We start from the raw sequence: 23,189 nt of genomic DNA, 5'->3' as shown, positions 1-23,189 counted from the left end.
GATGAGCGCGGCAGTGATGTTGAGAGAGGAGCCTCCAATGGGCGATATCGCGATTCGAGCGCGTCACGTTAGCAAGATTTTCGGTCAAAGCCGGGTGCTCGATGATGTCGAATTCGAACTTCGCCGGGGTGAGGTGCTTTGCCTTGCAGGTGAAAACGGTTGTGGCAAAAGCACGCTCATTAAAATTATTAACGGCGTATACACGCCTGAAGAGGGGGTAGAGCTTTCGTTTGGCGATGAAACGCTCTCTGCCATTAGCCCGATAGAGGCGCGCAGCCGGGGCATCCATGTGATCTGGCAAGATCTCGCGCTGTTCCCGCACCTGACCGTCGCGGAAAATATCGTCTTCGATGACTACGTTGCCAACCCCTGGCGACCTATTTCCTATAAAGATGCGCTGACGCAATCCCGCGAGATCATTCAGCAGTTTGGCCTCGACCTGGATCCGATGGCCCGTGTTGAAGACCTTTCGATTGCCCATCGTCAACTCGTTGCGATTTGCCGCGTGCTGCGTGCAGGGGCCAGTATCATTTTTATGGATGAGCCCACTGCCTCGCTTACCTATAAAGAGGTGCAGACGCTGCTGGGCATTACCCGCTCACTGGCGGCGAAAGGCATTTCCATTGTCTTGGTCAGCCACCGGCTGGTGGAAGTGTTGGAGGTGTGCCAACGGGTCACCGTGCTCCGCAACGGGAAGTTGGTCGGCACCTACCCCACCGAGGGGATGACCCAGGCACGACTTTCAACCCTGATGACCGGGCTGGAACTTGAGTTTACCCCCCGTGCTGAAATGCACAAAGGCGCCCCGGTACTGGAGCTTAAAAACTTAAGTCGTGAAGGGGAATTTGAAAATGTCTCTTTCACCCTGCATCGCGGTGAAATTCTTGGCCTGACGGGTTTGCTGGGCGCAGGGCGTACCGAAATAGCCCACACGATTTTTGGGATGACCCAGCCCACTTCAGGGCAGCTGCTAAAAGAGGGTCAACCGCTGACGCTAAACTCCAACCGCGATGCGGTGCGCCATCGCATTGCCTACCTCTCTGAAGACCGACTCAATCTTGGCCTGGTGCAAAACCAGTCCATCAATATGAATACCGCAGTGACAGTACTACCAAGGCTGGAAAAACCGCGCTTTTTTCTCTCCCCTCAGCGCATCAAGGCACTGACCGCCCACTGGATTGAGCAGCTTAAAACCAAGGTGAGTGATGCCGAGCTTGCGGTCTCCTCATTATCCGGTGGTAACCAGCAACGCATTGCACTCGCCAAATGGCTAGCCACTGAACCCGACGTTCTCATTCTTGACTGCCCGACGATTGGCGTCGATGTAGGCGCCAAAGCCGGTATTTTCGACATCATCAGAAATCTTGCCGACCAGGGCATGGCCATCATTCTGATTTCGGATGAAGCAGGAGAAATCTGGATGAACGCAGACCGTGCGCTCGTATTGCGCGAGGGGCGCATCTACTCCGAGGTCATACCTGCGGAGACCACGGAAGAAGCGCTGGAGGCGATCATCAATGCATAAACGACTGCTAAACAGAAGGATCGGCACTGAAGGTACTCTATTGAGTATCCTCATGCTGCTGTGCATAGTGTTGGCACTAGCGACCGACAGCTTTCTCACCTTTCAGAATCTGTTCGACCTGCTTAACAATCAGTCGGTCAATATCATCTTTGCAGTGGGCCTGGTCGTCGTTCTGATTGCGGGTGGGATAGATATTTCCTTCGCAGTGGCGGCATCCGTGGTGCAGTACGTGGTGCTGTCACTGCTGATGAATTACCTGGGCGGGGGCAACTGGTTGCTTGGCATCCTGCTTTCGATGCTGGTTGGCATGCTACTGGGACTCTTCAATGCGCTGCTGATCCATCGCTTCCGAATAGTTTCGATCATCGTCACCATCGGCACATTTAACCTGTTTTTCGGCCTCTTGATGTACTTCACCAGCGGGGTATCCATCTACGATATCCCCGATTGGCTCTACTATTCAGTGCCGCTGCTTGACCTACCCGCCGAACGCGGATCAGCCACGCTCTACTTACCCGCGGCAGTTATGGTGGTGATGGTAATACTCACCTGGTTCATTCTGGCCCGCACCGGTTTTGGGCGCGCGATCTACGGTTTCGGATCAAATCCCGAGTCCGCCCGCCGCTCTGGCGTTAGTGTCTGGAAGATCCATGCCTTTGCCTACGGCTGGCTGGGTCTATGCGCGGGGGTGGCGGGCCTGATGCAGGCTCATATCGTACAAGAGGTCGTGCCCAACGCCTTGATAGGCCAGGAGTTGCCCATTCTGGCGGCTGTCGTCCTCGGCGGCGCCACCCTGGGCGGCGGGCGCGGCTCAGTGCTCGGCGCTGTACTGGGCGTGCTGCTTCTCGCCGTTGTCCAAAACGGCCTGAACCTGCTGGGCGTCACTCCTTACGCCTTCCGCATGATTGTCGGGCTGATTATCTTGATTGCGATCACCACCAGCAACCTAGGCAACCTGTTGCCCCGCACCACCAAGGCGAGGAACGTATGAATAAGCGCCTGAATAAACAGCCCTCCACGGCCGGACTCCGCCTGGGTGGCGATACCATCGAAGTGGCCGCCATGACGGCACTGCTCATCGGCAGTATTGGACTCTTCTCGCTATTGGCACCGGGCTTTCTGACCACCACTAATTTTGGCTCGATGTCGATGCAGCTGCCGGAGCTGGGGTTACTCTCACTGGCGATGCTGCTACCCATTATTTCCGGCGGCCTGAACCTCTCGGTTACCTTTACCGCCAATATCGCAGGGCTGATGACCGCCTGGCTGGTACAGGGGTTACTGGCGGGCATGGGCATACTAAGCGTTCCCATGGCGATTATCGCCGGGCTTGCCGTCGGCGCTGCCGCAGGCTTTTTGATTGGCGTTATCGTTGCCTATGTGGGCGCCCACCCCATTTTGGTTTCCCTTGGGGCAATGATCTTTCTCCAGGGTGTGGGTGAGTTTTTAACCCGCGGTGGCGGTATTTCAGGCATGCCGGAGGTATTTCAAACCATCGGCAGCGGCAGTTTTCTGGGCATACCAATCCCCATGCTGATCTTTCTCGCCGCTGCCGCAGGGTTGATCTACATCATGCATTTCACCCGCACTGGCTTTTCGATTTATATGCTGGGCTCCAACTCTCGGGCGACGGAGTACTCGGGCATTAACGTCAAGCGCGTGCTGATCACCGTCTACACGATTTCCGGCATTTTGGCAGGGTTAGCGGGCATGGTGATGCTCGCCCGCTTTAACTCTGTTCGTGTAGGCCACGGCGAGAGCTACCTACTGATTACGGTTTTGGCCTGTTTTCTGGCCGGGGCAAACCCCTTTGGTGGCTTTGGCCGCGTACTTCCACTGGTGCTGGGCTTGATGAGCCTGCAGGTAATCGCTTCCGGCATGAATCTGATGGGCGCCAGCCAGCATCTAGCCACCGCGGTATGGGGGGCTTTTCTAATTATTGTAATGGCACTACGTATGCCATTTATTAAACAGTCGTGAGTAAGGTTTTCCCATGAGTCATCAAGAACATGTTCTAGGCATTGATATCGGTACGGGCAGCGCCCGAGCAGGCATTTTCACGCCGGATGGCGTGATGCTTGCCGAAGCGAAAACACCCATTGCAATGCATCGCCCTGCCGAGCATCACGTGGAGCAAAGCTCAGCGGATATCTGGCGCGCGGTATGCAGTGCAACCCAGCGCGCCCGCGAGGTTGCCAACGTGACGTCCGACTCCATCACCAGTATGTCGGTGAGCGCCACCTGCTCGTTGGTGCTCCTTGATAAGCAGGATAAGCCGCTAGCACTCTCACCGGGCGATGAGGCGTGGAATATCATTGTGTGGATGGATCATCGGGCAACCGCAGAAGCCGCTGAGTGCACGGCTACCCAGGCAGCGCCGCTGCGCAATCTGGGTGGCGTCATGTCTCCAGAGATGCAGATGCCTAAGCTCATGTGGTTGAAGCGGCACCGGCCCGAGCTCTATGCAAAGATCGGCTACGCTGGTGATCTAGGCGATTGGCTGGGCTTTAAATGCACCGGCTCTCTTGAACGCTCGGTCTGCATGCTCTCCTGCAAGTGGACGTTTGACCCACGCCCTGGTCATGGCTGGGATCGCGACTTTCTAAAGCAGATCGATATGCAGGATGTACTCGAGTGCGCCCGATTACCCGACCAAGCCCTTCCCGTGGGCGTAGCACTTGGGCAGTTGACCGAAGAAGCCGCCGATGACTTGGGACTGACGACTCGGTGTACCTTCGCAGTGGGCATGATTGATGCCTATGCCGGTGCGCTTGGCACGCTAGGCAGAAGCCTCGCTGATGCTCCCGAGCGCCGCCTTGCCGTGATTGGCGGCACTTCCACCTGCCATATCGGCGCCCAGCCGGTGCGGCGAGAGGTACCCGGCGTGTGGGGTCCTTATCCGGGGGCGCTATGCGACGGTTTTGTTGCCAACGAAGGGGGGCAAAGCATTACCGGTGCCCTTCTAGATCACCTGGCGGCACTATTTTCAGCCAGCAGTGAATTCGGCGACGATCTTCACGGCGCGTTATCAGACCTTCTACTCGAGCGCTTGGCATCCGGCGACCCAGCTCCTGACACCCATGTTTGTCCTGACTTCATTGGCAACCGCTCACCCTTGGCGGATCCGGAAATTCGCGGCTCCATCACGGGATTGACCCTTGATACTCCTCGCGAGAGCTTCATCAAGGTCTATTGGGCGGCAGCCACCTCGCTGGTTTACGGCACCCGCGCCATCATAGAGCGTATGAATTCCCATGGTTATGCCATCGATACCCTGCACCTCAGCGGAGGGCATGGACGTTCAGCACTGCTGCGAAAGCTCTATGCCGACGGTACCGGTTGTCGGGTTGTGCTGGCGGATGCGCCGGAACCCGTACTACTTGGGGTAGCCGTGGCGGCGCTGGCTGCCCAGGCCAATGGTGAGATGCTTAGCGTTGCCAATGGCCTCGCCCCAGGCGAACAAACATTAGAGCCCGACCAGGCAATGCAGGCGCTGCACACTGCGCGTTATGCCGCTTTCAAGAAACTTTACGAAGGGCGTCTCGACTGACACAGCCAACCTGTTTCATGGGGTCATTACATGAGTAGTGCGTAGGCGTCCGAAATCCGGGAACAAAACATAAACATCGTTCCCACCCGGAGCAATGATGCATCAGCGGTGCAAGGTACAGATTCAGACGGTGCCACGTGCTAATTCATTACTGAGGTCAACCAATTTTAAATAGTCGTGGTATCGCTCCTCTACTGTTGGTGACCCAAACGATACTGAGACGCAGATCCCTCCGTTCTTAGTTGCCGAAACAGATGCCAGGTTGAATATAGCTGGCCACAGCGTGCCCGTTTTCCCGCCAAGATATTGCGGAAGCGAGAATTCCGGTACAGCCCGTCGCGTTGAGGAGTGAAAAGCAGACTTTAAAACCAGCCTGCGCGGCACCGGTCCCGTTATCCCGATAGCAAAAGCTTTGGCCCCCCAAACCCTCGTAATCGGGCCATAGATCAGACATTTCTTCACCAACAATGATAAATCTCGGGCGGTAGATCGTTGTCCGCGTACCGCCAACCCGTGTGGGTTTAGGAATTGCGATTTCGTCATCCCAAGATTTCGAGCGGTCGTGTTCATTTCCGCAACGAAGCGTTGCACGGCGTCGTGACTTGTGCCTGTCTTCGATCCCAGCATCATTTGGCCAAATGTCCGCGCAATCAGATTGGCTGCTACATTTGATGACGGCACCAAAAGGTTAGCGATGCTGTCGCCGAGTGAAAGGCGGTCTCCTGCATGAAGGTTACGACCAGATCCTTCGACATCATCTTCAGGAACCATCTCTAGCTTGAAGCTTTTCGGCAACTGGAAGTTACTTGCCATCTCGATAGCAACGATGGCCGTCATCAGCTTGACGATTGACGCAGGCGCCATTGCCTTGTCGGCATCCTTCTCATAGATGATGACATCAGAGCCAGTGGAGTTGTGGGGCAACTGCAAACAGATCGCACTTTTCGCGGCGAGATCGGGCGTAGGGCCTATTGATTTGCGTTCATCATACGGAGCGTGATTAGCCAATTCCGTTATTCCCTACTGTTGTCGTCAACGGTCACTAGGATTCAGATGACAAAGATGTCGTCTGCGCTCAGCGACGACGAATTTGTCAAAGTTGCAAACCAGATAGCAGTCATCGCTCCGTTGCCATCCGGGTCGTAGGATAGGTGGTTAGCCCATGTCACGTTATCATTTGTGATTGCATCCGCGATTTCTTCAATTGTGGCGACGTAGTTTGGATCGAATGACATGATCTATTGCCTCTGCTGCGAAATCGATAATGACCATACCCAAGCTGATTTTGCGCAAGGCTGGTTGCTTATGCAATGTTGAATAGGCGACGTTTCCCGCATTTTCTAGGGCGTAGTGGCTTGGCGATTTCCTTTCCCTTGGCTCCAAGCAAATACCGCCAGAGGCCCATAAATCTTATAGCCACCGATTTCCTGCTCACCGAACACATCGCAGATTATGGTGCTTTGTTGCCAATTTTGAGCCGCGCAGCAGCTTCTATTCCTTGTTGCGTGAGACGGAAGTACCATCCGTTCATAAGTTCCTATTTCGCTCACGTATTTCGGACGCCTACGTACTACTCTTGAAACGCCCCTTTCAAGACGCTAGCTGGATGTTAAGCCCATCAGCGCACTCCCAGACGTGTACAATGGACGGCTTTTCCCAGTTACGCGTTTATCGAGAGGTAATATTTGTGAGCAGTGCTAAGCGTCCTGATGTTGTGCGCCCCAGTGGTCGCGAAGCCGACCAGCTCCGTGAGATTCGCCTGACCCGCGATTACACCCGTCATGCGGAAGGCTCCGTACTGGTGGAGTTTGGCGATACCAAAGTGCTGTGTAATGCCAGCGTAGAAGCCGGTGTGCCGCGCTGGCTGCGCGGCAAGAATCAGGGCTGGGTCACCGCTGAGTACGGCATGCTGCCCCGCGCCACTCACACCCGTAGTGGCCGTGAAGCGACCCGCGGCAAGCAAGGCGGTCGCACGCTGGAAATCCAGCGTTTGATTGGCCGTAGCCTGCGCGCCGCGGTGAATTTGAAGAAGCTGGGTGAGTTCACCATTACTGTGGATTGCGATGTGATTCAGGCCGATGGCGGTACCCGTACCGCGGCGATTACCGGGGGCTGCGTAGCACTGATCGATGCGATCCGTTATCTGCAACGCGAGAAGAAGATCAAGGGCGATCCCTTCAAGCAGTTGGTGAGCGCCATTTCCGTGGGTATTTATAAAGGCGTGCCGGTGCTGGATCTGGACTACCCGGAAGACAGCAAGGCCGATACCGACCTGAACGTGGTAATGACCGAAAGCGGCGAGCTGATCGAAGTACAGGGAACCGCCGAGGCCGGCGCCTTCACCCGTGCCGAGCTAAATGACATGCTCGATTTAGCCGAGAAAGCAGGCGATGCACTTCGCGACCATCAGCGCGAAGCGCTGGGTATTCGAGGGTAATGAAGGTGAGGTGTGAAGAGTAAGGCGTATAAAACAACAGGCCAGCTAAATGCTGGCCTGTTGTTTGTCACCCCGGCTAATCAGCAAGGGTGACAGGCGACGCGGGAAAAGTTCGTTGCCTAGCGCTTAAAGCGCCAGGTCGTACTCAACGATTAGCGGTGCGAACTCTGAGAAGGTCGCATCGTAATCGATCCACGCGTCGACCACGTGGCGGCGGAAGTTGGGGCCGACTAACTGATAGTCGATCCGCCAGCCTTCCTGGCGCTCACGGGGCACGTCTTGGTCAAGCTTCGGCCACCAGGTGTACTCACCTGCATCGCGGTTAATTTCGCGGAAGGTATCGATAAACCCGGTGGGACCAAGCACCTGATCCATCCAGGCGCGCTCTTCCGGGCGGAAGCCTGAGGTCAGTTGATTATCCGACCAGTTAGCCAAATCGACGGTTTTATGGGCAATATGCCAGGTACCGCAGAGGATGTATTCGCGGCGTTTGCGCGACATCTTCGTCAGGTACTCTTGGTACTGCTCCATAAACGCCTGTTTGGCTTTTTGGTCACTTCCATCAGGCATCAAGAAAGAAACGATACTGAAGCGTTCATAATCCGCCTGCAGAAAACGTCCTTCATGATCGCACTGTGGGAACCCAAGACCATACATAATCGCCTTGGGAATTTTGCGGCAATAGAGTGCCACACCGGAGAAACCGTCCTCTTCGGCATCCAGGAAATAGCCTTCATAGCCTTCCGGATACAGAATGTGGTCACCCAGTTCAAAACTTTTTGCCTTGATGTTCTGCACGCAGACCACGTCGACATCCTGCTGAGCCAGCCAGTCCAGGAAGCCACGATCGACGGCATCACGAATACCATTGACATTGATGCTGGCAATTTTCATAAATCGTCCCTTTTGCGTCGCTGCTGTATGATACCCGACGTTTAGACGTTTGGGTAAAGGCAGCTAGTAAAACTTGCCATTTACCCCACTTTTATTGTTGCTTTCGTACTGATTTAAACCTACCGCCTAGTGAGGAATGCCGTGGCCACCACTCTACAACCCTACCAGCGCGATTTCATTGCCTTTGCCATTGAGCAAGGCGTGCTTAAGTTTGGCGAGTTTACGCTTAAATCTGGCCGCGTTAGCCCCTACTTTTTCAACGCAGGGCTGTTTCAAACCGGTCGTGCGCTGGCCAAACTGGGGCGTTTTTACGCCCAGGCGATTGTCGATAGCGGCTTAAACGCCGATGTGTTGTTTGGCCCGGCGTACAAAGGTATCCCACTGGCGGCAGTCACCGCGGCGGCACTGGCCGATCATCACGACCGGGATATGCCCTACGCCTTCAACCGCAAAGAGGTTAAAACCCACGGAGAAGGCGGCAATATTGTGGGCGCACCGCTTGCTGGCGATATTTTGATCATTGATGACGTGATTACCGCGGGCACCGCGATTCGCGAAGTGATGACGCTGATTGAGCAGAGCGGTGCTCAGGCCGCCGGGGTAATTATCGCACTCGACCGTCAAGAGCGCGGCCAGGGCGAGCAGAGTGCGATTCAGGAAGTGCAGGCTCAGTACGCCATGCCGGTGGTCAGTATCGTTACCCTGGAGCAAGTGCTCACTTACCTGGAAGAACATGCCGGTGGCGAAATGCTCGCCTACGCTGAAGCGATCAGGGCTTACCGTGGCCGCTATGGGGTTGCTGGCTGATTAGACCTGCAACGCGCCAGCAAAACCTTGCTGGCGCCACGCCTCGTAGCTCACAATAGCCACGGCGTTGGAAAGGTTTAGGCTACGGTTGTTCGGCTGCATGGGCAGGCGCAATTTATGCTCCGAAGTTAGCGCTTCATGCACCTGGGGTGAGAGCCCAGCGGTTTCAGAGCCAAACAGCAGTACATCGCCTGGGGCAAAGTCCGCATCGCTGTAGGTGCGGGTTCCCTTGGTAGTGATCGCCCAAATGCGCCGCCCCTGCATGGTTTGCTGAAAGGCGCTAAAATCGGCGTGGCGAGTGACGTTGTCGAGGTCGCGGTAATCCAGCCCGGCGCGACGCAGCTTTTTCTCTTCCAGGTCGAAGCCAAGCGGCTCAATCAGGTGTAACCGGCAGCCATTGTTGGCCACCAAGCGCATGATATTGCCCGTATTGGGTGCCATGCGCGGTTCAAAAAGCGCTACTTCAAACATCTCCACCTGCCTGTTTATTATGCATTCGCCAAGCGGACGATTGTACTTGAAACCGTACTTGAAATCGTAATTGAAACCGCCTGCAACTCTCGTAGAGGACGACCGACGCCATGACGCCCGCAACGCCCAAGAGCATTCTTAGCCGCATCAAAGGGCTAAACCCGCGCCAACAGGAAGCCGTGCGCTACATTGATGGCCCTTGCCTGGTGTTGGCGGGTGCAGGTTCCGGTAAAACCAGCGTTATCACCACTAAAATTGCCTATTTGGTGCAAGAGTGTGGGATGAGCGCGCGCAGAATCGCCGCGGTGACCTTTACCAATAAAGCCGCCCGAGAGATGAAAGAGCGCGTGGGCCAGATGCTCCACGGCAAAGAGGGCCACGGGCTGACGGTCTCTACATTTCACACTCTGGGGCTGAATATTATCCGTGGCGAGCTTAAAACCCTGGGCTATAAACCGGGCTTTTCGCTATTTGACCCGGAAGACGCCAAAGCACTGCTGCGCGATTTGATGAATAAAGACGCTCAGGTGGACGCCGAGCAGATCAACGCCGTGCAGAGCAAAATTTCCACCTGGAAGAACGACTTGGTGCTGCCCAGCGATGCGCTCTCGTTTGCGGCTGATGACGATGAGCACTTTGCCGCTCGGGTGTATGAAGCCTACGTACGCCATTTAAAAGCCTACAACGCGGTGGATTTCGACGACCTGATTCTGCTGCCGGTGGTATTGCTCAAGAACGATCCGGAAGCGCTCGAGCGCTGGCGGCGCAAAATCCATTACATGCTGGTGGATGAGTACCAGGACACCAACGTCTCCCAGTACCTGTTGGTGAAACTGCTAATGGCGGAGCGCTCCACATTCACCGTAGTGGGCGATGATGACCAGTCGATCTACGCCTGGCGCGGTGCACGCCCTGAAAACCTGATTACCCTGGGTGAGGATTTCCCACGCCTGAAAGTCATCAAGCTGGAGCAAAACTACCGCTCTACCGCCACGATACTGCGCGCCGCCAACACACTGATCGCCAATAACCCCCACGTTTACGAGAAGACACTATGGTCTGATATGGGCGACGGCGCGCCTATTCGAGTAATCGTGAATCGTCATGAAGAGGCGGAGTCTGAGCGGGTCGCCAGCGAAATGCTCACCCGGCGTATCAAGGAAAAGGCCGAGTGGCGGGACTTTGCGGTGCTTTATCGGGGCAATTTCCAGGCCCGCTTGTTAGAGCTTAAGCTGCAGCACTACCAAATTCCTTACAAACTCTCCGGTGGTACGTCGTTTTTCTCGCGCAACGAGATTAAAGACACCATGGCTTACCTGCGCCTGCTGATTAATCCCGCCGACGACAACGCTTTTTTGCGCATTGTGAACGTGCCACGCCGCGAAGTGGGCCCTGGAACGGTAGAGAAGCTCGCCAACTATGCTACAGAACGCTCAATTTCGCTGTTTGCCGCCTGCCATGAGCTTGGGTTGGAGCAAGTATTACCGACCCGAGCCGTGGAGCGGTTGTCGCGCTTTACCCACTTTATCGACGGCGTGCGCAAGCGCATGGATCAAGGCGATGCCATTGCCGCCATTCGCGACATGCTGCGGGATATGGATTACGAAGCTTGGCTGTATCAAAACGCCAGCGCGCCCACCGTCGCCGAACGTCGCATGGCCAATGTGTGGATTCTAATCGACCAGCTAGAAAAATCCCTCAACCGCGACCCAGAGGACGATACCGATTCCACCGAGACCGAAACCGACGGCGTAGAAGCAGCTATTTCACGCTTGGTACTGCGCGATATTCTGGAGCAGCAGGCGGAAGAGGATGACTCGGATAGAGTACAGCTACTCACCATGCACGCCTCAAAAGGCCTGGAGTTCCCCCACGTCTATTTAATGGGCTTGGAAGAGGATCTACTGCCTCACCGCAACGCCATCGAAGTAGGCACTGTGGAGGAGGAGCGGCGGCTGGCCTATGTGGGCATTACCCGGGCGCGGCGCACGCTAACGCTGACGCTTGCCCGCCAGCGCAAAGCCTACGGTGAACTGATGGACTGTACGCCCAGCCGCTTTTTAGACGAGCTTCCCGGGGAGGATTTGGAGTGGGAAGGTCGTGCCGATAAAGAGGATCCGGATAAGAAGCAGGCCCGCGGTAAAGACGCCATTGCCGGGCTGCGTTCGCTGCTGGGGTGATAAAGTGGGAGTTATAAAATTAGGCTTTTAAAAAAAGAATATCCACAGGGCAGCGACTAAAACACCCTGTGGATAAATTTACCAAGCTAAATCATTGCTGCTTACTTTACTGGGCTTCAGCCATTAAATAATCGACAACGGCCATCACTTCTTCATCGGAAAGATTGGGATTACCGCCTTTGGCTGGCATAGCGCCGATACCGTTAATGGCGCTGGCGTAGAGCTCATCAGCCCCCTTCTCTAAACGCGCCGCCCAAGCTTCTGAATCGCCAATTGTCGGTGCGCCAGCAACGCCGTTATCGTGACATGCCACACAGCCAGAGCTTGCGTAGAGGGCTTCACCGTCTAAGTCGCTGCTACCGCTGGCTTCTTCAACTGCTGCCGCGTCTTCTTCACTCGCTGCATCGTCATTAGAAGCCATTTCTTCAGTTGCCGCTTCACCTTCAGCAGCGGCGGTCTCTTCGGTAGCGGCCTCATCGGCAGCAGCTTCGTCACCGCCACTCAACTCGGGCACTTCCATAACCGGCTCAACCATATAGGCGACCGCCGCTTCCACTTCTTCATCGGAAAGGTTGGGGTTACCGCCTTTCGCCGGCATGGCGCCAATACCGTTAATAGCGTGATCTAGCAGCGTGGCGAAGCCTTGTTCAGCACGTTCAGCCCAGGCCTCTTCATCACCACGAATAGGTGCGCCCGCAGCGCCCGATTCATGACAGGCGCTACATACATTACCGTAGATGCCCTCACCGTCGATATCACCGCCACTGCTACTATCGCTAGGAGGTGCCGCTGCGGTGCCACAGTCTTGGCCTTGTAAACAGAGTTGACCCACCGGCGCCAAACGCTCGGCAATCGCATCACGTGCGGCGTCATCTTGGGCATAAACACTGGATGTGCCCGCCATGAAGCCGAGGGCCGCCAGCCCGCTCATGATCAGCTTAGCTTTCACTCTCACCACCTCTTGAGTATTGTCATCAAACTTTTATCCTCAACCCCTGTGCGTGGCAGCGCCAATATCGACGGTGCGCAGCTGAGACGCCAAGACGTGCATATAGGACTAGTATAACGGCAACGCAAAGCGCAAGAAAATGCTACTAAGCGCGCCTATTCAACCGTTGACTACTATTGGCAGCTTAATTTGGCAAACTCCTCCTCTCACCACTGCCTTTCCAGGCGAATAAACGTTGCTGCGCATAGCGTATGAAACCCGCCTGCTGGTAAAGCCGTTTAGCCGGTAAATTTATGTCATCTACCGCCAGCGTGACCTCCTGCACGCCAGCCTGCTGGGCAAGCGCGAGGCCTTTATTTAACAACGAGCGCCCCAAGCCTTTGCCACGCCAATTCGGTGTTAGTCCCATTAACATTAGCTCCCAACGGCCTAGCGCAGGGCGCGGCGCAAGCAGTAGCACACCCACCACAGCCTCGTGATAGCCCACTGCGTACCAGTGCTGTGGCGCTTGGGGATCCTGCTGATAAAACCCATTCAATAACTCTTCCACTGAGAGTACGTCGCGCAGGGGTCGGCTATCCAGCGAACCCTGACCCACTGCGGCCAGCAGATTCAGCTGTTCCGCCCAAGAAAACTCGCAAAGCGGCTGCAGTGAAAGCGGCAGCGCTTCATTCATCGCTAAGCGGTAGCGGCTACTGCCGGTTAAATGATCCAAGCAAGCCAAACGCTGCATGCCATGCTCACGTAGCAGCGCTTCTGATACGGGCGCCTGGGATGACAGCTCCAAGTGGCACAAGCGAATATTGTGGGCTTCTACCCATGCATTGGCCGCACGCAATAGCGCGCTAGTATGCACACCCTGCTCGCTGGGCAACGGCTTGGGTAACCATAGCTGCGCCATATTCATGGGCAGAGGTTGTACCCAGATGGCGCTCACTAACTGGCCTGCCTCAATAGTTATCCATAGCCCATCCCACTGGACATCTGGTTGATTGTACATTGCCTTTACGGCAGCGCTCAGTGCCGCTTGCTGTTCAGGGTCATGAGCAGCAGCCAGCTGCAGCAGTGCCTCGCGACGCCGTGCTGGCGGGCAAAGTACTACCTCTGGGCTATTTGAGGGGTAACTAGACGTCATGGCTGATCAATCAAATGCCGAGCTCCGAAGAAGTAATAAAGCGTGCTACGTTATTAGCCTACAATTTATAACCTCATCCTGACGGCCTAAGCCTTTGCACGCCACCCTTATCCGTGCTTATTTCAAAGGTTAATGGCAGCGAATGATTTAAAGGAGTAACCATCCCGCCATGCGTATATTGTTGGTAGAAGACGATCCGAGCTTAGCCTCGGGCATTCGCTTGGCATTAAAGCCCGAGAATTTCACGGTGGATCACCTGAGTGATGGCGTTAGCGCCTTGGCCGCGTTAAAGGAAGGTGAACCTTTTGATGCGGTCATTCTCGATCTGGGGCTACCGCGTATGGATGGTATGCAGGTACTGGAAGCCGTGCGGCGGCTGGGCAATCGCGTGCCCATTTTGGTATTAACCGCTCGCGATGCCGTCGATGAACGTATCGCCGGGTTGGATGCAGGTGCCGATGATTATTTAACCAAGCCGTTTGAGGTCGCTGAATTAAAAGCCCGCCTGAGAGCCTTGTTGAGACGTAGCAGTGACCAGGTAAACAGCGCCCTAGAGTGCCGAGGTATTCGCCTTGATCCGTTAACCATGCAGGTTAGCTACCAGGGGAAACCCGTGGTGTTATCACGACGGGAATTAACCCTGCTGCAAGAGTTTATGAGTCACCCTGGGCGAGTGTTCACCCGCGATACCCTAACGCGCTTGGTCTATGGCTGGGATGAAGATGTAGAAAGCAATGCCATTGAAGTACATGTGCACCACCTTCGGCGAAAATTCTTTCCTCACCTGATTCGCACACTACGCGGCATTGGTTACGTAATGGATAAAACGGATCAGGATCAGCACTCATGACCTCTATCCGCCAACGCACTCTGGGGCTAGCGCTGCTGGTGTTTGGCATTAGCATGCTGGTGATTGGCTTTATCAGCTATCGCTACGCTGCCCATGAAATTGAAGCACTGTACGATGCCAGTCTTGAGCAAAATGCGCGCTTATTAGAAGGTTTGTTGCAAGCACCATTGCCAGATGAAGCCCGGGGTGTACTGCTCAACAGCCTAGAAAGCGCTCTAGGCAAAACGGCGAGATCTGATCGACGCTTTGCAGGTTACCGGGCGGATAGCCAGCTGGGCTTTCAGCTATGGGAACGGAACCGCCTCCTGTTGCGCTCAGCTAATGCCCCTGAGTCGCCGTTGGCCGATCTCCCTTTGGGTTTCACTAGTCAGTCTATTGATGAGATCCAATGGCGCATTTATGTACTCGACATCCCCAACTCCATACAGCGGATTGTGGTTAGCGAGCGCGAAGACGTTCGCGGGGAGCTGATCAGGGCGGTAGCATTGCGCACGTTACTGCCCGACCTGATTGGCCTGCCGCTACTCACCGCCCTGCTGTGGTGGTCGATTGGCTGGGGCTTGGTACCACTGTTGCGCATGGCCGAGCAAATTCGCAATCGTGATCCGCATAATTTACAGCCCCTCACCCTCAGCCCACTGCCCCAGGAACTAGATACTATCGCCGGTGCGCTCAACCGGCTGTTAGAGCGAATCCGCATAATGCGCGTGCGTGAAAAGCGCTTTATTGCCGATGCCGCGCATGAATTACGTACCCCGTTAGCAGTGCTTGATCTACACGCCCAGAATGCCCTGACTGCCGACAATCTTGAAGATCGTCAGGAGGCGCTCAGTCACCTTCGCGGCGGCGTTGCACGGGCCACGCGCTTGGTTACCCAACTCTTAACGCTGGCTCGCCTGGAGCCTGAAGAGGAGTCGCAGCCTGAATACCGCACTAGCCAGTTGCTTAGTGAAGTGCGTGAGACCCTGGCCAAGCTTTCGCCGCTGGCCGCTGAGCGCGAACAGCAACTACTGTTAAATGCAGATGAGCAGGCAGATTGGTCGATATTAGAAGAGCCCGGTGCCATTGAAACCCTGGTACAGAATCTAGTCGGTAATGCTATCCAACACTCGCCTAACCATAGTGTCATCAGCATCACCCTAGCGACGACGCCACAAAGCTTTCAATTAACGGTGGATGACCAAGGCCCGGGGATACCAATCAATGAACGCAAAAAAGTGGTTGAGCGCTTTCAACGCTCGGGCCCCAGTGCTGGTTCAGGATTAGGACTTTCCATCGTTGAGCGGCTGGTCACACGCCATGGCGGCACCCTTCAGCTTGATGATGCCCTCAGTGGGGGATTGCGTGTGCGTATTGTTTTACAGCGCCTAAAAGAGGAGTAGCACCCTCTTTTCTTGCTAAGCTGAGTTTTATGAGTCTCTTAAGGTTGCGATAAGAATTGCGTGCAACTGTGGAGGTGCAAGGCGAGCCAGACACCCACGGCTCCCTCTTTTCTCCACATGGAGGTACCCTGATGAACCAAGTGACTTTTTCACCTAAACCCTTAATTCAACTAGGCTCAGCACCACTGCTAGCCAAGCCAACTGCGCGGCGGCTACTGCCTACTAGCCCAGCGATGACGGTACTGACCGACTTTTCCCAAGTCATGCCTCAATCCGTTGATGCCGACACGCCTATCGACGAGGCGCATCTCAAGATGCGTTATAGCGGTGTAAGACTGCTGTTCGTGATGGATCACCAAGCGCACTGCATCGGAATTATTAACTCAAAAGAAGTGATTGGTACGCGGCGTATCAACATCGCCATGCAGCAGCGTAACCTCAGCCGCGAAGAAGTGACCGCTGAAATGATCATGACCCCGTGGCACAAGCTTAGCGCCATGACCATCGCCCAGCTGGCATCGCTGACCATTGAGGATCTGGTGCTGTCGATGGAAGCCGTGACCGATCAACACCTGTTAATCACAGAGCAAAATGATAACCACGAACTTAGAATTCGCGGCATTATCTCAGCCAGTGATATACAGAGCGCGGTAGGTAAAGAAATCAACCCGGTGCCTATGGCGAAAAGCTTCGCTGATATTTGCCAAGTCATAACTGGCCACGATCTATAACGACCGATCGCTAACCCATTTAATTTACATCTAGAAACGCCCCTCACTGGTTACTCAGTGAGGGGCGTTTTCAGTTTGCTATACAGCGTTTAAAACAACGCGCCGTTAATCCAAAGATGCGTCGCAATGCTGGCGGCATAGCCCAGCAATATTGCCGGTACCCAGCGAAGGTGTACGGCAAAGGTATAAATACCTCGCGCCTGCCCCATAAGGGCAACCCCCGCGGCTGAGCCCATAGAGAGCAAACTCCCCCCCACGCCTGCGGTTAAGGTAATCAACAGCCAGTTACCCTCCGTCATATCCGGGGCCATGGAAAGTACTGCGAACATCACCGGGATGTTGTCCACGACTGCCGAGATAAGCCCCAGCACCACGTTCGCCCACACCGGGTTCCAACTGCCGTAGAGCGTTTCGGAAAGCAGGCTGAGGTAGCCCATAAAGCCAAGGCCACCCACACACATTACAACCCCGTAGAAGAACAGCAGCGTATCCCACTCGGAACGAGCGATACGGCTGAAAATATCGAAGGGAACCACGCTACCCAGCTGCTCCAGCTTCTTCCAATCGCCCCGGCGGGAGTAGCGCTCACGCTTGCGTTCAAGCGAACGCGGCAGGCTGCGGCGTAGGTAGTAACCAAAGAACTGCAGCAGGCCTAAACCAAACATCATGCCCATGGCAGGCGGTAAGTAGAGGATAGAATGGCACAGTACCGAGATGGCCACGGTAATCAAAAACAGTACGATAATTCGCCGTGCGCCGCGCTTGAGCCAGACATTCTCTTTAAGCGAAGCAGGCTGACGATTGACGATAAAGAAATTCATGATAACCGCAGGCACCATGAAATTAACCACCGCCGGAAGCAGCAGCGCGAAGAAGCCTTCAAATGGTACTTGGCCCGCCTGCCACACCATCAGCGTGGTGATATCGCCAAATGGGCTAAAAGCACCACCCGCGTTAGAAGCTACCACCACATTGACACAGCAAAGGCCGATAAACTTATTATCACCCTCGGCCACTTTGAGTACCACGGCGCACATCAGCATGGCGGTGGTCATATTGTTGGCAATCGCCGAAATACCGAATGCCATGACACCGGTAATCCAGAACAAGGAGCGATAGCTGAAGCCTTTACGCACTAGCCAAGAACGTAGCGCATCAAATACCCGACGCTCTTCCATGGCGTTGATATAGGTCATTGCCACCAGCAAAAACAGCAGTAGCTCAGCGTATTCAAGCAGTGTTTCACGGAAGGCGGTTTCCGCCTCTTCCGGCATCCCCGCTTGTACATAGACCCAGGCCACTAGCGCCCAGATAAGCCCTGCCGCAACCAGCACCGGCTTAGACTTACGCATATGCAGTAGCTCTTCACTCATCACCAACGCATAAGCGAGCACGAAGATCACGACAGAAGAGATACCGGCAAGCGAAAGAGTAAGATCGAGCGGCCCGGCGGCGGCATAAGAGAGGGAGGGAAAAACAAAAAGCGTGCAGGCGAGCAACAACCAAGCGACCCGGCTAGCATAATGCCGGGTTACGTGGACGTTTGGTGGTTTCATGGCGATGTTATCCAATCAGAAGGGAAAAAGACCGCCACGATCATAAGCACCCTAATGACATGCTGCAACGCAACGGTTGCGCATAAGATGCGACTTATTGCCGCATCTCGTAAAGCGTTTTTATTAGTTCAACTACTCACAAGGTTTGGCGTCGTCGTCACTCCACCGTCACGCTCTTGGCCAGATTACGCGGCTGGTCAACATCGGTACCTTTGAGCACGGCCACGTGGTAACTCAATAGCTGTAGCGGCAGGGTATATAGCAGCGGCGCCAGCGCTTCGTGCACGTGTGGCAGGGTCAGCACACGAATATCTTCCTGGACGTCGATACCCACGCTTTCATCGGCGAACACAAACAGTTTGCCGCCGCGGGCACGGACTTCCTGAAGGTTGGATTTTAGCTTTTCAAGCAGATCATCGTTGGGGGCGACCGATATCACTGGCATTTCGCTATCCACTAGCGCCAGCGGGCCATGCTTTAACTCCCCTGCGGGATACGCCTCGGCATGAATATAGGAAATCTCTTTGAGCTTTAACGCCCCCTCAAGAGCAATCGGATAGTGAGCCCCGCGCCCCAAGAAGAGTGCATGATGTTTCTCTGCAAACGCTTGGGAAAGTATTTCGATCTGGCTATCCAACGCCAACACCCGCTGACACACCTCCGGCAACGTGCGCAGCGCAGCGATAATATCCGGATATTCGGCTTGATCTTTAGCTTTACTGACTGAAAGCGTTAGCAGCATAAGCGCTACCAGCTGAGTGGTAAAAGCTTTGGTCGAAGCAACGCCAATTTCAGGGCCCGCGCGGGTCATCAGAGACATATCCGACTCCCGCACCAGCGAACTACCGGGCACGTTACAAATCGCCAGCGAGCCCACATAATTGAGGGTTTTAGCAAAGCGTAAAGCAGCCAGGGTGTCAGCGGTTTCGCCGGACTGGGAGAGGGTGACAAACAGCGTGCCTTCGGGCACGACCGGGTGGCGGTAGCGATATTCAGAGGCCACCTCGACCTGCACCGGCACCCCCGCATAACGCTCCAGCCAATAGCGCGCCACCAGCCCCGCATGGTAGCTGGTGCCGCAGGCAATGATATGCACGTGGCGAGTGCGCTGGAAAAGCGCCAGCGCATCGGGGCCAAAGCTCTCTATTAACACGCTTTGAGCGCTCAGCCGCCCCTCTAGTGCCGCCTCAATCACCGTTGGCTGCTCGAAAATCTCTTTGAGCATATAGTGGCGGTAATCGCCCTTACTGGCCGCGCCATCGCCGTGCTCAAAGGTATGAATAGGGCGCTCGACGTCGTTACCGTGGCGATCCACTATGCGAATGGCACCCTGCTCGCGCAGCTCGACCAAATCACCCTCTTCAAGGTAAATAAAACGATCTGTGACCGGCAGCAGCGCCAGCGGGTCAGAGGCTAAAAAGGCCTCATTAATCCCCACACCGACCACCAGCGGACTACCCTGGCGAGCGCCAACCACCACGCCAGGTTCTTGAGCACACATTACGCCCAGTGCGTAGGCGCCGCCTAAGCCGTTAACGATCTGCTGGGTAGCATCAAACAGGGTGAGCCCATCAGCCAGCTTTTCGGAGAGTAAGTGAGCAATTACTTCGGTGTCGGTTTCTGAGCTAAACGCATAGCCACTGCGCTGGAGGCCCTCTTTTATAGCCTCGTAGTTCTCAATGATACCGTTATGCACAACGGCAACCTGATCGCTACTGTGGTGCGGGTGCGCATTGGCCTCAGAGGGTTTACCGTGGGTTGCCCAGCGGGTATGCGCGATACCCGAAAAACCCGGTAGCGCGGCCTTATCCAATTGAGCGGTAAGCGCCGCCACTTTTCCAAGCGCACGATGGCGGGTTAATACGCCGTCGTTGAACACCGTCATACCGGCTGAATCGTAGCCGCGATATTCCAGGCGTTTTAGTCCTTCTAATAGAATTTCTTGGACGTTGCGCTGGGCAACGGCGGCTACAATGCCACACATAATCACTCTCCTAGTTTATCAACCAGAGCTCTTCACAAACGCTACTCGACCAACCCATTGAACGGTAGAACGACAACCATTGATTATAAATACGTCTTTTTAATGATTCTTAGCACCATTTAAAAACGATTTTAAGCGCTGTTTTAAGAGCTGACTCAAGAGCCCTCTTTAATTGCTTCCTTCCCGCCCTATGGCTTTGTCACTTTACTGGGACGCAGCCAATCAATTTTTTCTAGCTGACGGCCTCGCGTAACGGCCAACGCGTAGTCGGTGACATCTTTAGCAATCGTAGATCCAGCCCCTATGGTAGCGCCTTTGCCTACCGAAACAGGTGCGACCAAGGCGGTGTTCGAACCGATGAAGGCGTTATCACCAATATCGGTGTGGTGCTTGTTAGCGCCGTCGTAGTTACAGGTGATCGTGCCTGCTCCCACGTTCACGTCACGCCCCAATCGGGCATCACCGACATAGCTTAAGTGATTGATCTTACTGCCCTCACCCACATCGGCATTTTTGGTTTCAACGAAATTGCCCACCTTGGCTTTTACCGCCAACCGCGTCCCTGGGCGAAGTCGCGCAAAGGGGCCAACCTGGTTCAGGCCAGCTGCCACGGTGCCGTCTATCACGCTGTGGGGTTCTATCACGCTCTCTGCACCAATGGTGCTGTTTTTGATCACACAGTAGGGGCCAATTCGTACGCCCTCACCTAGTTCAACCTCGCCTTCAAATACACAACCCACGTCGATAAACACATCGTGACCGCAGGTCAAATGCCCGCGCACATCGAGCCGTTCGGGGTCGGCAAGTGCCACTCCTTGTGCCATTAACTTATCGGCCAACTGGCGTTGATAAACGCGCTCCAAGCGGGCCATTTGCGCTCGATTATTAACCCCTTCCACTTCAACAGCGGAGGCCGGTTGGGCAGTGCATACCTTGATGCCTTCCGCTGCGGCCATGGCAATTACATCGGTCAGGTAGTACTCACCCTGGGCATTTTCTGCGGAGAGCTGCGGTAACCAGCGTTTAAGCTGGGCACTCGTCATGGCCATAATACCGGTATTGCATTCGGTAATTGCAAGCTCGGCGCTACTGGCATCTTTTTGCTCAACAATCGCCACTGCTTCGCCTGCGTCGTCACGCACAATTCGCCCATAGCCCGTGGGGTCAGCTAGCGTTACCGTCAACAGCCCCATGTGCTGCTCATCCACATGGGCCAACAGCTCGCTCAGGGATTCCCGCTGCAGCAGCGGTACATCGCCGTAAAGGATTAACACCTTACCGCTCCCTAACTGCTCGAGCGCTTGCGCCACCGCGTGTCCGGTGCCCTTCTGCTCGGCCTGAACGGCAAACTTTACAGGCTTTTCTGCCAGCACTTCGCGCAGTTGGTCAGCGCCATGGCCAATAACGACATGGGTGCGATCCGGCTGCAACCCTGAAGCGGTATCCAGCACGTGCTGCACCATTGGCTTGCCGGCCAAGGGATGCAACACTTTAGGAATTTGTGAACGCATCCGCGTGCCTTTACCCGCGGCGAGAATGACAATATCCAGTTCTTGCATACTATTCACCTATTACTGATGGGTCAGCGGGCGCCGGGCTGTCTGTGGCGGGGCTGTTGGTCGCTGGGGCTCGTCGTTGTTCAATGCCCAACTCATTAACCAGCGTTTCCCCAAAATAATTAACAAATTCCGGGCTAGCAATGCTGCGCCACTGCTCGCCATCACGCACGAGCAAAAGCACTTTAAGGTTATTCTCAATGGCCAGTTGCATCGCCTCCTGTTCGCCAACCACCAGTAGCGCCGTCGCCCAGGCATCTGCCCAGGCATTGGAGGGATGGAAAACAGACACCGAGGCAAGCTGGTGGGTCACCGGCCGCCCCGTGCGCGGATCAATGGTGTGGGAAAAGCGCTGGCCATCCACTTCAAAATAGTTGCGGTAATCACCCGAGGTGGCCACCGACATACTCTCTAACGGGATAATATGCTGAGCACGCTGCCGGCCATTTTCAGGCACCTCAATGCCAATCTGCCAGGGCGTTTGTTCTTCCTCATCACGCAGGCCGCGGGCGATCAGTTCTCCGCCAATATTGACTAAGTAGTGCTCCAGCCCCTGCTGTTCCAGGTAAGCAGCTACGCGGTCAGTTCCATGGCCTTTGGCCACGCCGGAAAGGTCGACAAACACATCGCGGGTACGCCGCGCCTGCATATTTTGGGTGTCGATTTCTAGCGCATCAATGCCTACCTGGGCAAGCTCCTCGGACAGGGCATCGTCGGAAGGGACGGTTTCAGGCCGTGCACCGGGGCCAAAGCTCCATAAATTGACCAGGTCGCCTACAGTAATATCAAAAGCGCCGTGGCTGGCTTCAGCGACGGATTGGCTAATCGCAAGCACGTCAATAAGCTCATTGGAGAGTGGCTGCCACTCATCTAAAGGCGCTTCGTTGAAGGCGATCAGCTCCGAGTCATCCCGGTAGGTCGACATCGCCTGATCAACGCTCTCCAGCTCTGCTTTAAAGCCCTCTTCCAATTCAAGAGACTCGCCCTGAGTAAGCGGATCCATAATGGTCACCTGGTAGAAGGTGCCGAAAATATTGCCATCAAAGCGTACCGGTGGTTCCAGCGGTCGATCACTCTCTGAGCAGCCTGCCACGCCTAACCCCAAGCCCAGCAGTGAGCCCGTTACGATCAGTGCACGTCCCCACCTTGCTGTGCGTTCAACAGCCTTTTTCATCGTTGCTT

19 protein-coding genes are annotated in these 23,189 nt (G+C 55.1%); 10 read left to right on the top strand and 9 right to left on the bottom strand.

Annotated elements, in window-relative coordinates; genetic code table 11:
• The first annotated feature begins 37 nt into the window (after positions 1-37).
• The 4 genes from ACW17M_RS00510 to ACW17M_RS00495 are packed head-to-tail and all read left to right on the top strand — an operon-like array spanning position 38 to position 5,075.
• Positions 38-1,525 carry a sugar ABC transporter ATP-binding protein gene (locus tag ACW17M_RS00510; RefSeq protein ID WP_457546716.1) on the top strand — a complete coding sequence of 496 codons (1,488 nt, stop codon included), beginning with the start codon at positions 38-40 and terminating at the stop codon, positions 1,523-1,525.
• Positions 1,518-2,516, top strand: a complete 999-nt coding sequence (locus ACW17M_RS00505; protein WP_161463629.1) for an ABC transporter permease — start codon at positions 1,518-1,520, stop codon at positions 2,514-2,516. Before ACW17M_RS00510 ends, ACW17M_RS00505 begins: the two co-directional genes overlap by 8 nt.
• Entirely contained in the window at positions 2,513-3,505 is a 993-nt protein-coding gene (locus ACW17M_RS00500) for an ABC transporter permease (protein ID WP_457546715.1), read from the top strand. Before ACW17M_RS00505 ends, ACW17M_RS00500 begins: the two co-directional genes overlap by 4 nt.
• A gap of 13 nt (positions 3,506-3,518) precedes the next feature.
• On the top strand, positions 3,519-5,075 hold the full coding sequence (locus tag ACW17M_RS00495; RefSeq protein WP_457546714.1) for an FGGY family pentulose kinase: 1,557 nt from the start codon (positions 3,519-3,521) through the stop codon (positions 5,073-5,075).
• A 123-nt stretch (positions 5,076-5,198) separates the two neighbouring features.
• Here the strand turns inward: ACW17M_RS00495 and ACW17M_RS00490 are convergent, their stop codons facing one another.
• Positions 5,199-6,083, bottom strand: a complete 885-nt coding sequence (locus tag ACW17M_RS00490; RefSeq protein WP_443604823.1) for a D-alanyl-D-alanine carboxypeptidase family protein — start codon at positions 6,081-6,083, stop codon at positions 5,199-5,201.
• A 706-nt stretch (positions 6,084-6,789) separates the two neighbouring features.
• Between ACW17M_RS00490 and rph the strand changes: the two genes are divergently transcribed.
• Complete coding sequence (rph, locus tag ACW17M_RS00485; protein ID WP_170834128.1) at positions 6,790-7,512, top strand: ribonuclease PH; 723 nt, start codon at positions 6,790-6,792, stop codon at positions 7,510-7,512.
• A gap of 126 nt (positions 7,513-7,638) precedes the next feature.
• Here the strand turns inward: rph and ACW17M_RS00480 are convergent, their stop codons facing one another.
• A complete protein-coding gene (locus tag ACW17M_RS00480; protein ID WP_009286323.1) occupies positions 7,639-8,406 on the bottom strand; it encodes an exodeoxyribonuclease III in 768 nt (255 codons plus the stop codon).
• Between the two features lie 141 nt (positions 8,407-8,547).
• Between ACW17M_RS00480 and pyrE the strand changes: the two genes are divergently transcribed.
• Positions 8,548-9,213, top strand: coding sequence for an orotate phosphoribosyltransferase (pyrE, locus tag ACW17M_RS00475; protein WP_457546713.1), 666 nt, complete (start codon positions 8,548-8,550; stop codon positions 9,211-9,213).
• Here the strand turns inward: pyrE and ACW17M_RS00470 are convergent, their stop codons facing one another.
• Entirely contained in the window at positions 9,214-9,684 is a 471-nt protein-coding gene (locus tag ACW17M_RS00470) for a tRNA (cytidine(34)-2'-O)-methyltransferase (RefSeq protein ID WP_022521067.1), read from the bottom strand.
• Between the two features lie 110 nt (positions 9,685-9,794).
• Between ACW17M_RS00470 and rep the strand changes: the two genes are divergently transcribed.
• Positions 9,795-11,864: a DNA helicase Rep gene (gene rep, locus ACW17M_RS00465; protein ID WP_230804341.1), complete on the top strand. Its 2,070-nt coding sequence runs from the start codon at positions 9,795-9,797 to the stop codon at positions 11,862-11,864.
• 106 nt (positions 11,865-11,970) lie between these two features.
• Here rep and ACW17M_RS00460 read toward each other — a convergent pair whose 3' ends face one another.
• Both ACW17M_RS00460 and ACW17M_RS00455 read right to left on the bottom strand, forming a co-directional pair.
• Positions 11,971-12,813: a c-type cytochrome gene (locus ACW17M_RS00460; protein WP_457546712.1), complete on the bottom strand. Its 843-nt coding sequence runs from the start codon at positions 12,811-12,813 to the stop codon at positions 11,971-11,973.
• Between the two features lie 184 nt (positions 12,814-12,997).
• On the bottom strand, positions 12,998-13,948 hold the full coding sequence (locus tag ACW17M_RS00455) for a GNAT family N-acetyltransferase (RefSeq protein ID WP_457546711.1): 951 nt from the start codon (positions 13,946-13,948) through the stop codon (positions 12,998-13,000).
• Between the two features lie 169 nt (positions 13,949-14,117).
• Between ACW17M_RS00455 and ACW17M_RS00450 the strand changes: the two genes are divergently transcribed.
• The 3 genes from ACW17M_RS00450 to ACW17M_RS00440 all read left to right on the top strand — a co-directional run bounded on the left by ACW17M_RS00450 (position 14,118) and on the right by ACW17M_RS00440 (position 16,911).
• Entirely contained in the window at positions 14,118-14,798 is a 681-nt protein-coding gene (locus ACW17M_RS00450) for a response regulator transcription factor (protein ID WP_022521064.1), read from the top strand.
• The gene (locus ACW17M_RS00445; RefSeq protein ID WP_457546710.1) at positions 14,795-16,180 is read left to right on the top strand and encodes an ATP-binding protein; all 1,386 of its coding nucleotides are present in this window, start codon (positions 14,795-14,797) and stop codon (positions 16,178-16,180) included. The genes ACW17M_RS00450 and ACW17M_RS00445 overlap by 4 nt, the downstream gene beginning before the upstream one ends.
• A gap of 131 nt (positions 16,181-16,311) precedes the next feature.
• On the top strand, positions 16,312-16,911 hold the full coding sequence (locus tag ACW17M_RS00440; RefSeq protein ID WP_027958514.1) for a CBS domain-containing protein: 600 nt from the start codon (positions 16,312-16,314) through the stop codon (positions 16,909-16,911).
• Positions 16,912-17,000: 89 nt separating this feature from the next.
• Here ACW17M_RS00440 and nhaD read toward each other — a convergent pair whose 3' ends face one another.
• From nhaD to ACW17M_RS00420, 4 genes are all read right to left on the bottom strand, one after another.
• The gene (gene nhaD, locus ACW17M_RS00435) at positions 17,001-18,467 is read right to left on the bottom strand and encodes a sodium:proton antiporter NhaD (protein WP_022521061.1); all 1,467 of its coding nucleotides are present in this window, start codon (positions 18,465-18,467) and stop codon (positions 17,001-17,003) included.
• Positions 18,468-18,624: 157 nt separating this feature from the next.
• Positions 18,625-20,451 (bottom strand): glutamine--fructose-6-phosphate transaminase (isomerizing), encoded by a 1,827-nt coding sequence (glmS, locus tag ACW17M_RS00430; protein WP_457546709.1) that lies wholly within the window; start codon positions 20,449-20,451, stop codon positions 18,625-18,627.
• A 188-nt stretch (positions 20,452-20,639) separates the two neighbouring features.
• Positions 20,640-22,010, bottom strand: a complete 1,371-nt coding sequence (gene glmU / locus ACW17M_RS00425) for a bifunctional UDP-N-acetylglucosamine diphosphorylase/glucosamine-1-phosphate N-acetyltransferase GlmU (protein ID WP_190374218.1) — start codon at positions 22,008-22,010, stop codon at positions 20,640-20,642.
• Between the two features lies 1 nt (position 22,011).
• Entirely contained in the window at positions 22,012-23,181 is a 1,170-nt protein-coding gene (locus ACW17M_RS00420; protein WP_457546708.1) for an FAD:protein FMN transferase, read from the bottom strand.
• Positions 23,182-23,189 lie beyond the last annotated feature (8 nt).

The organism is Vreelandella sp. 2A-K22, from assembly GCF_054065485.1.
Note: the sequence above shows the minus strand (reverse complement) of the source record. Positions and strands in the feature narration are given on the sequence as shown.

Excerpts from the sequence above, each read along its gene's own strand:
- ACW17M_RS00495 (WP_457546714.1), top strand. The coding sequence starts at position 3,519 with ATGAGTCATCAAGAACATGTTCTAGGCATTGATATCGGTACGGGCAGC.
- ACW17M_RS00440 (WP_027958514.1), top strand. The coding sequence starts at position 16,312 with ATGAACCAAGTGACTTTTTCACCTAAACCCTTAATTCAACTAGGCTCA.
- ACW17M_RS00420 (WP_457546708.1), bottom strand. The coding sequence starts at position 23,181 with ATGAAAAAGGCTGTTGAACGCACAGCAAGGTGGGGACGTGCACTGATC.
- ACW17M_RS00470 (WP_022521067.1), bottom strand. The coding sequence starts at position 9,684 with ATGTTTGAAGTAGCGCTTTTTGAACCGCGCATGGCACCCAATACGGGC.
- rep (WP_230804341.1), top strand. The coding sequence starts at position 9,795 with ATGACGCCCGCAACGCCCAAGAGCATTCTTAGCCGCATCAAAGGGCTA.
- ACW17M_RS00500 (WP_457546715.1), top strand. The coding sequence starts at position 2,513 with ATGAATAAGCGCCTGAATAAACAGCCCTCCACGGCCGGACTCCGCCTG.
- ACW17M_RS00505 (WP_161463629.1), top strand. The coding sequence starts at position 1,518 with ATGCATAAACGACTGCTAAACAGAAGGATCGGCACTGAAGGTACTCTA.
- nhaD (WP_022521061.1), bottom strand. The coding sequence starts at position 18,467 with ATGAAACCACCAAACGTCCACGTAACCCGGCATTATGCTAGCCGGGTC.
- ACW17M_RS00450 (WP_022521064.1), top strand. The coding sequence starts at position 14,118 with ATGCGTATATTGTTGGTAGAAGACGATCCGAGCTTAGCCTCGGGCATT.
- ACW17M_RS00510 (WP_457546716.1), top strand. The coding sequence starts at position 38 with ATGGGCGATATCGCGATTCGAGCGCGTCACGTTAGCAAGATTTTCGGT.
- ACW17M_RS00480 (WP_009286323.1), bottom strand. The coding sequence starts at position 8,406 with ATGAAAATTGCCAGCATCAATGTCAATGGTATTCGTGATGCCGTCGAT.
- ACW17M_RS00445 (WP_457546710.1), top strand. The coding sequence starts at position 14,795 with ATGACCTCTATCCGCCAACGCACTCTGGGGCTAGCGCTGCTGGTGTTT.
- glmU (WP_190374218.1), bottom strand. The coding sequence starts at position 22,010 with ATGCAAGAACTGGATATTGTCATTCTCGCCGCGGGTAAAGGCACGCGG.
- glmS (WP_457546709.1), bottom strand. The coding sequence starts at position 20,451 with ATGTGTGGCATTGTAGCCGCCGTTGCCCAGCGCAACGTCCAAGAAATT.
- ACW17M_RS00455 (WP_457546711.1), bottom strand. The coding sequence starts at position 13,948 with ATGACGTCTAGTTACCCCTCAAATAGCCCAGAGGTAGTACTTTGCCCG.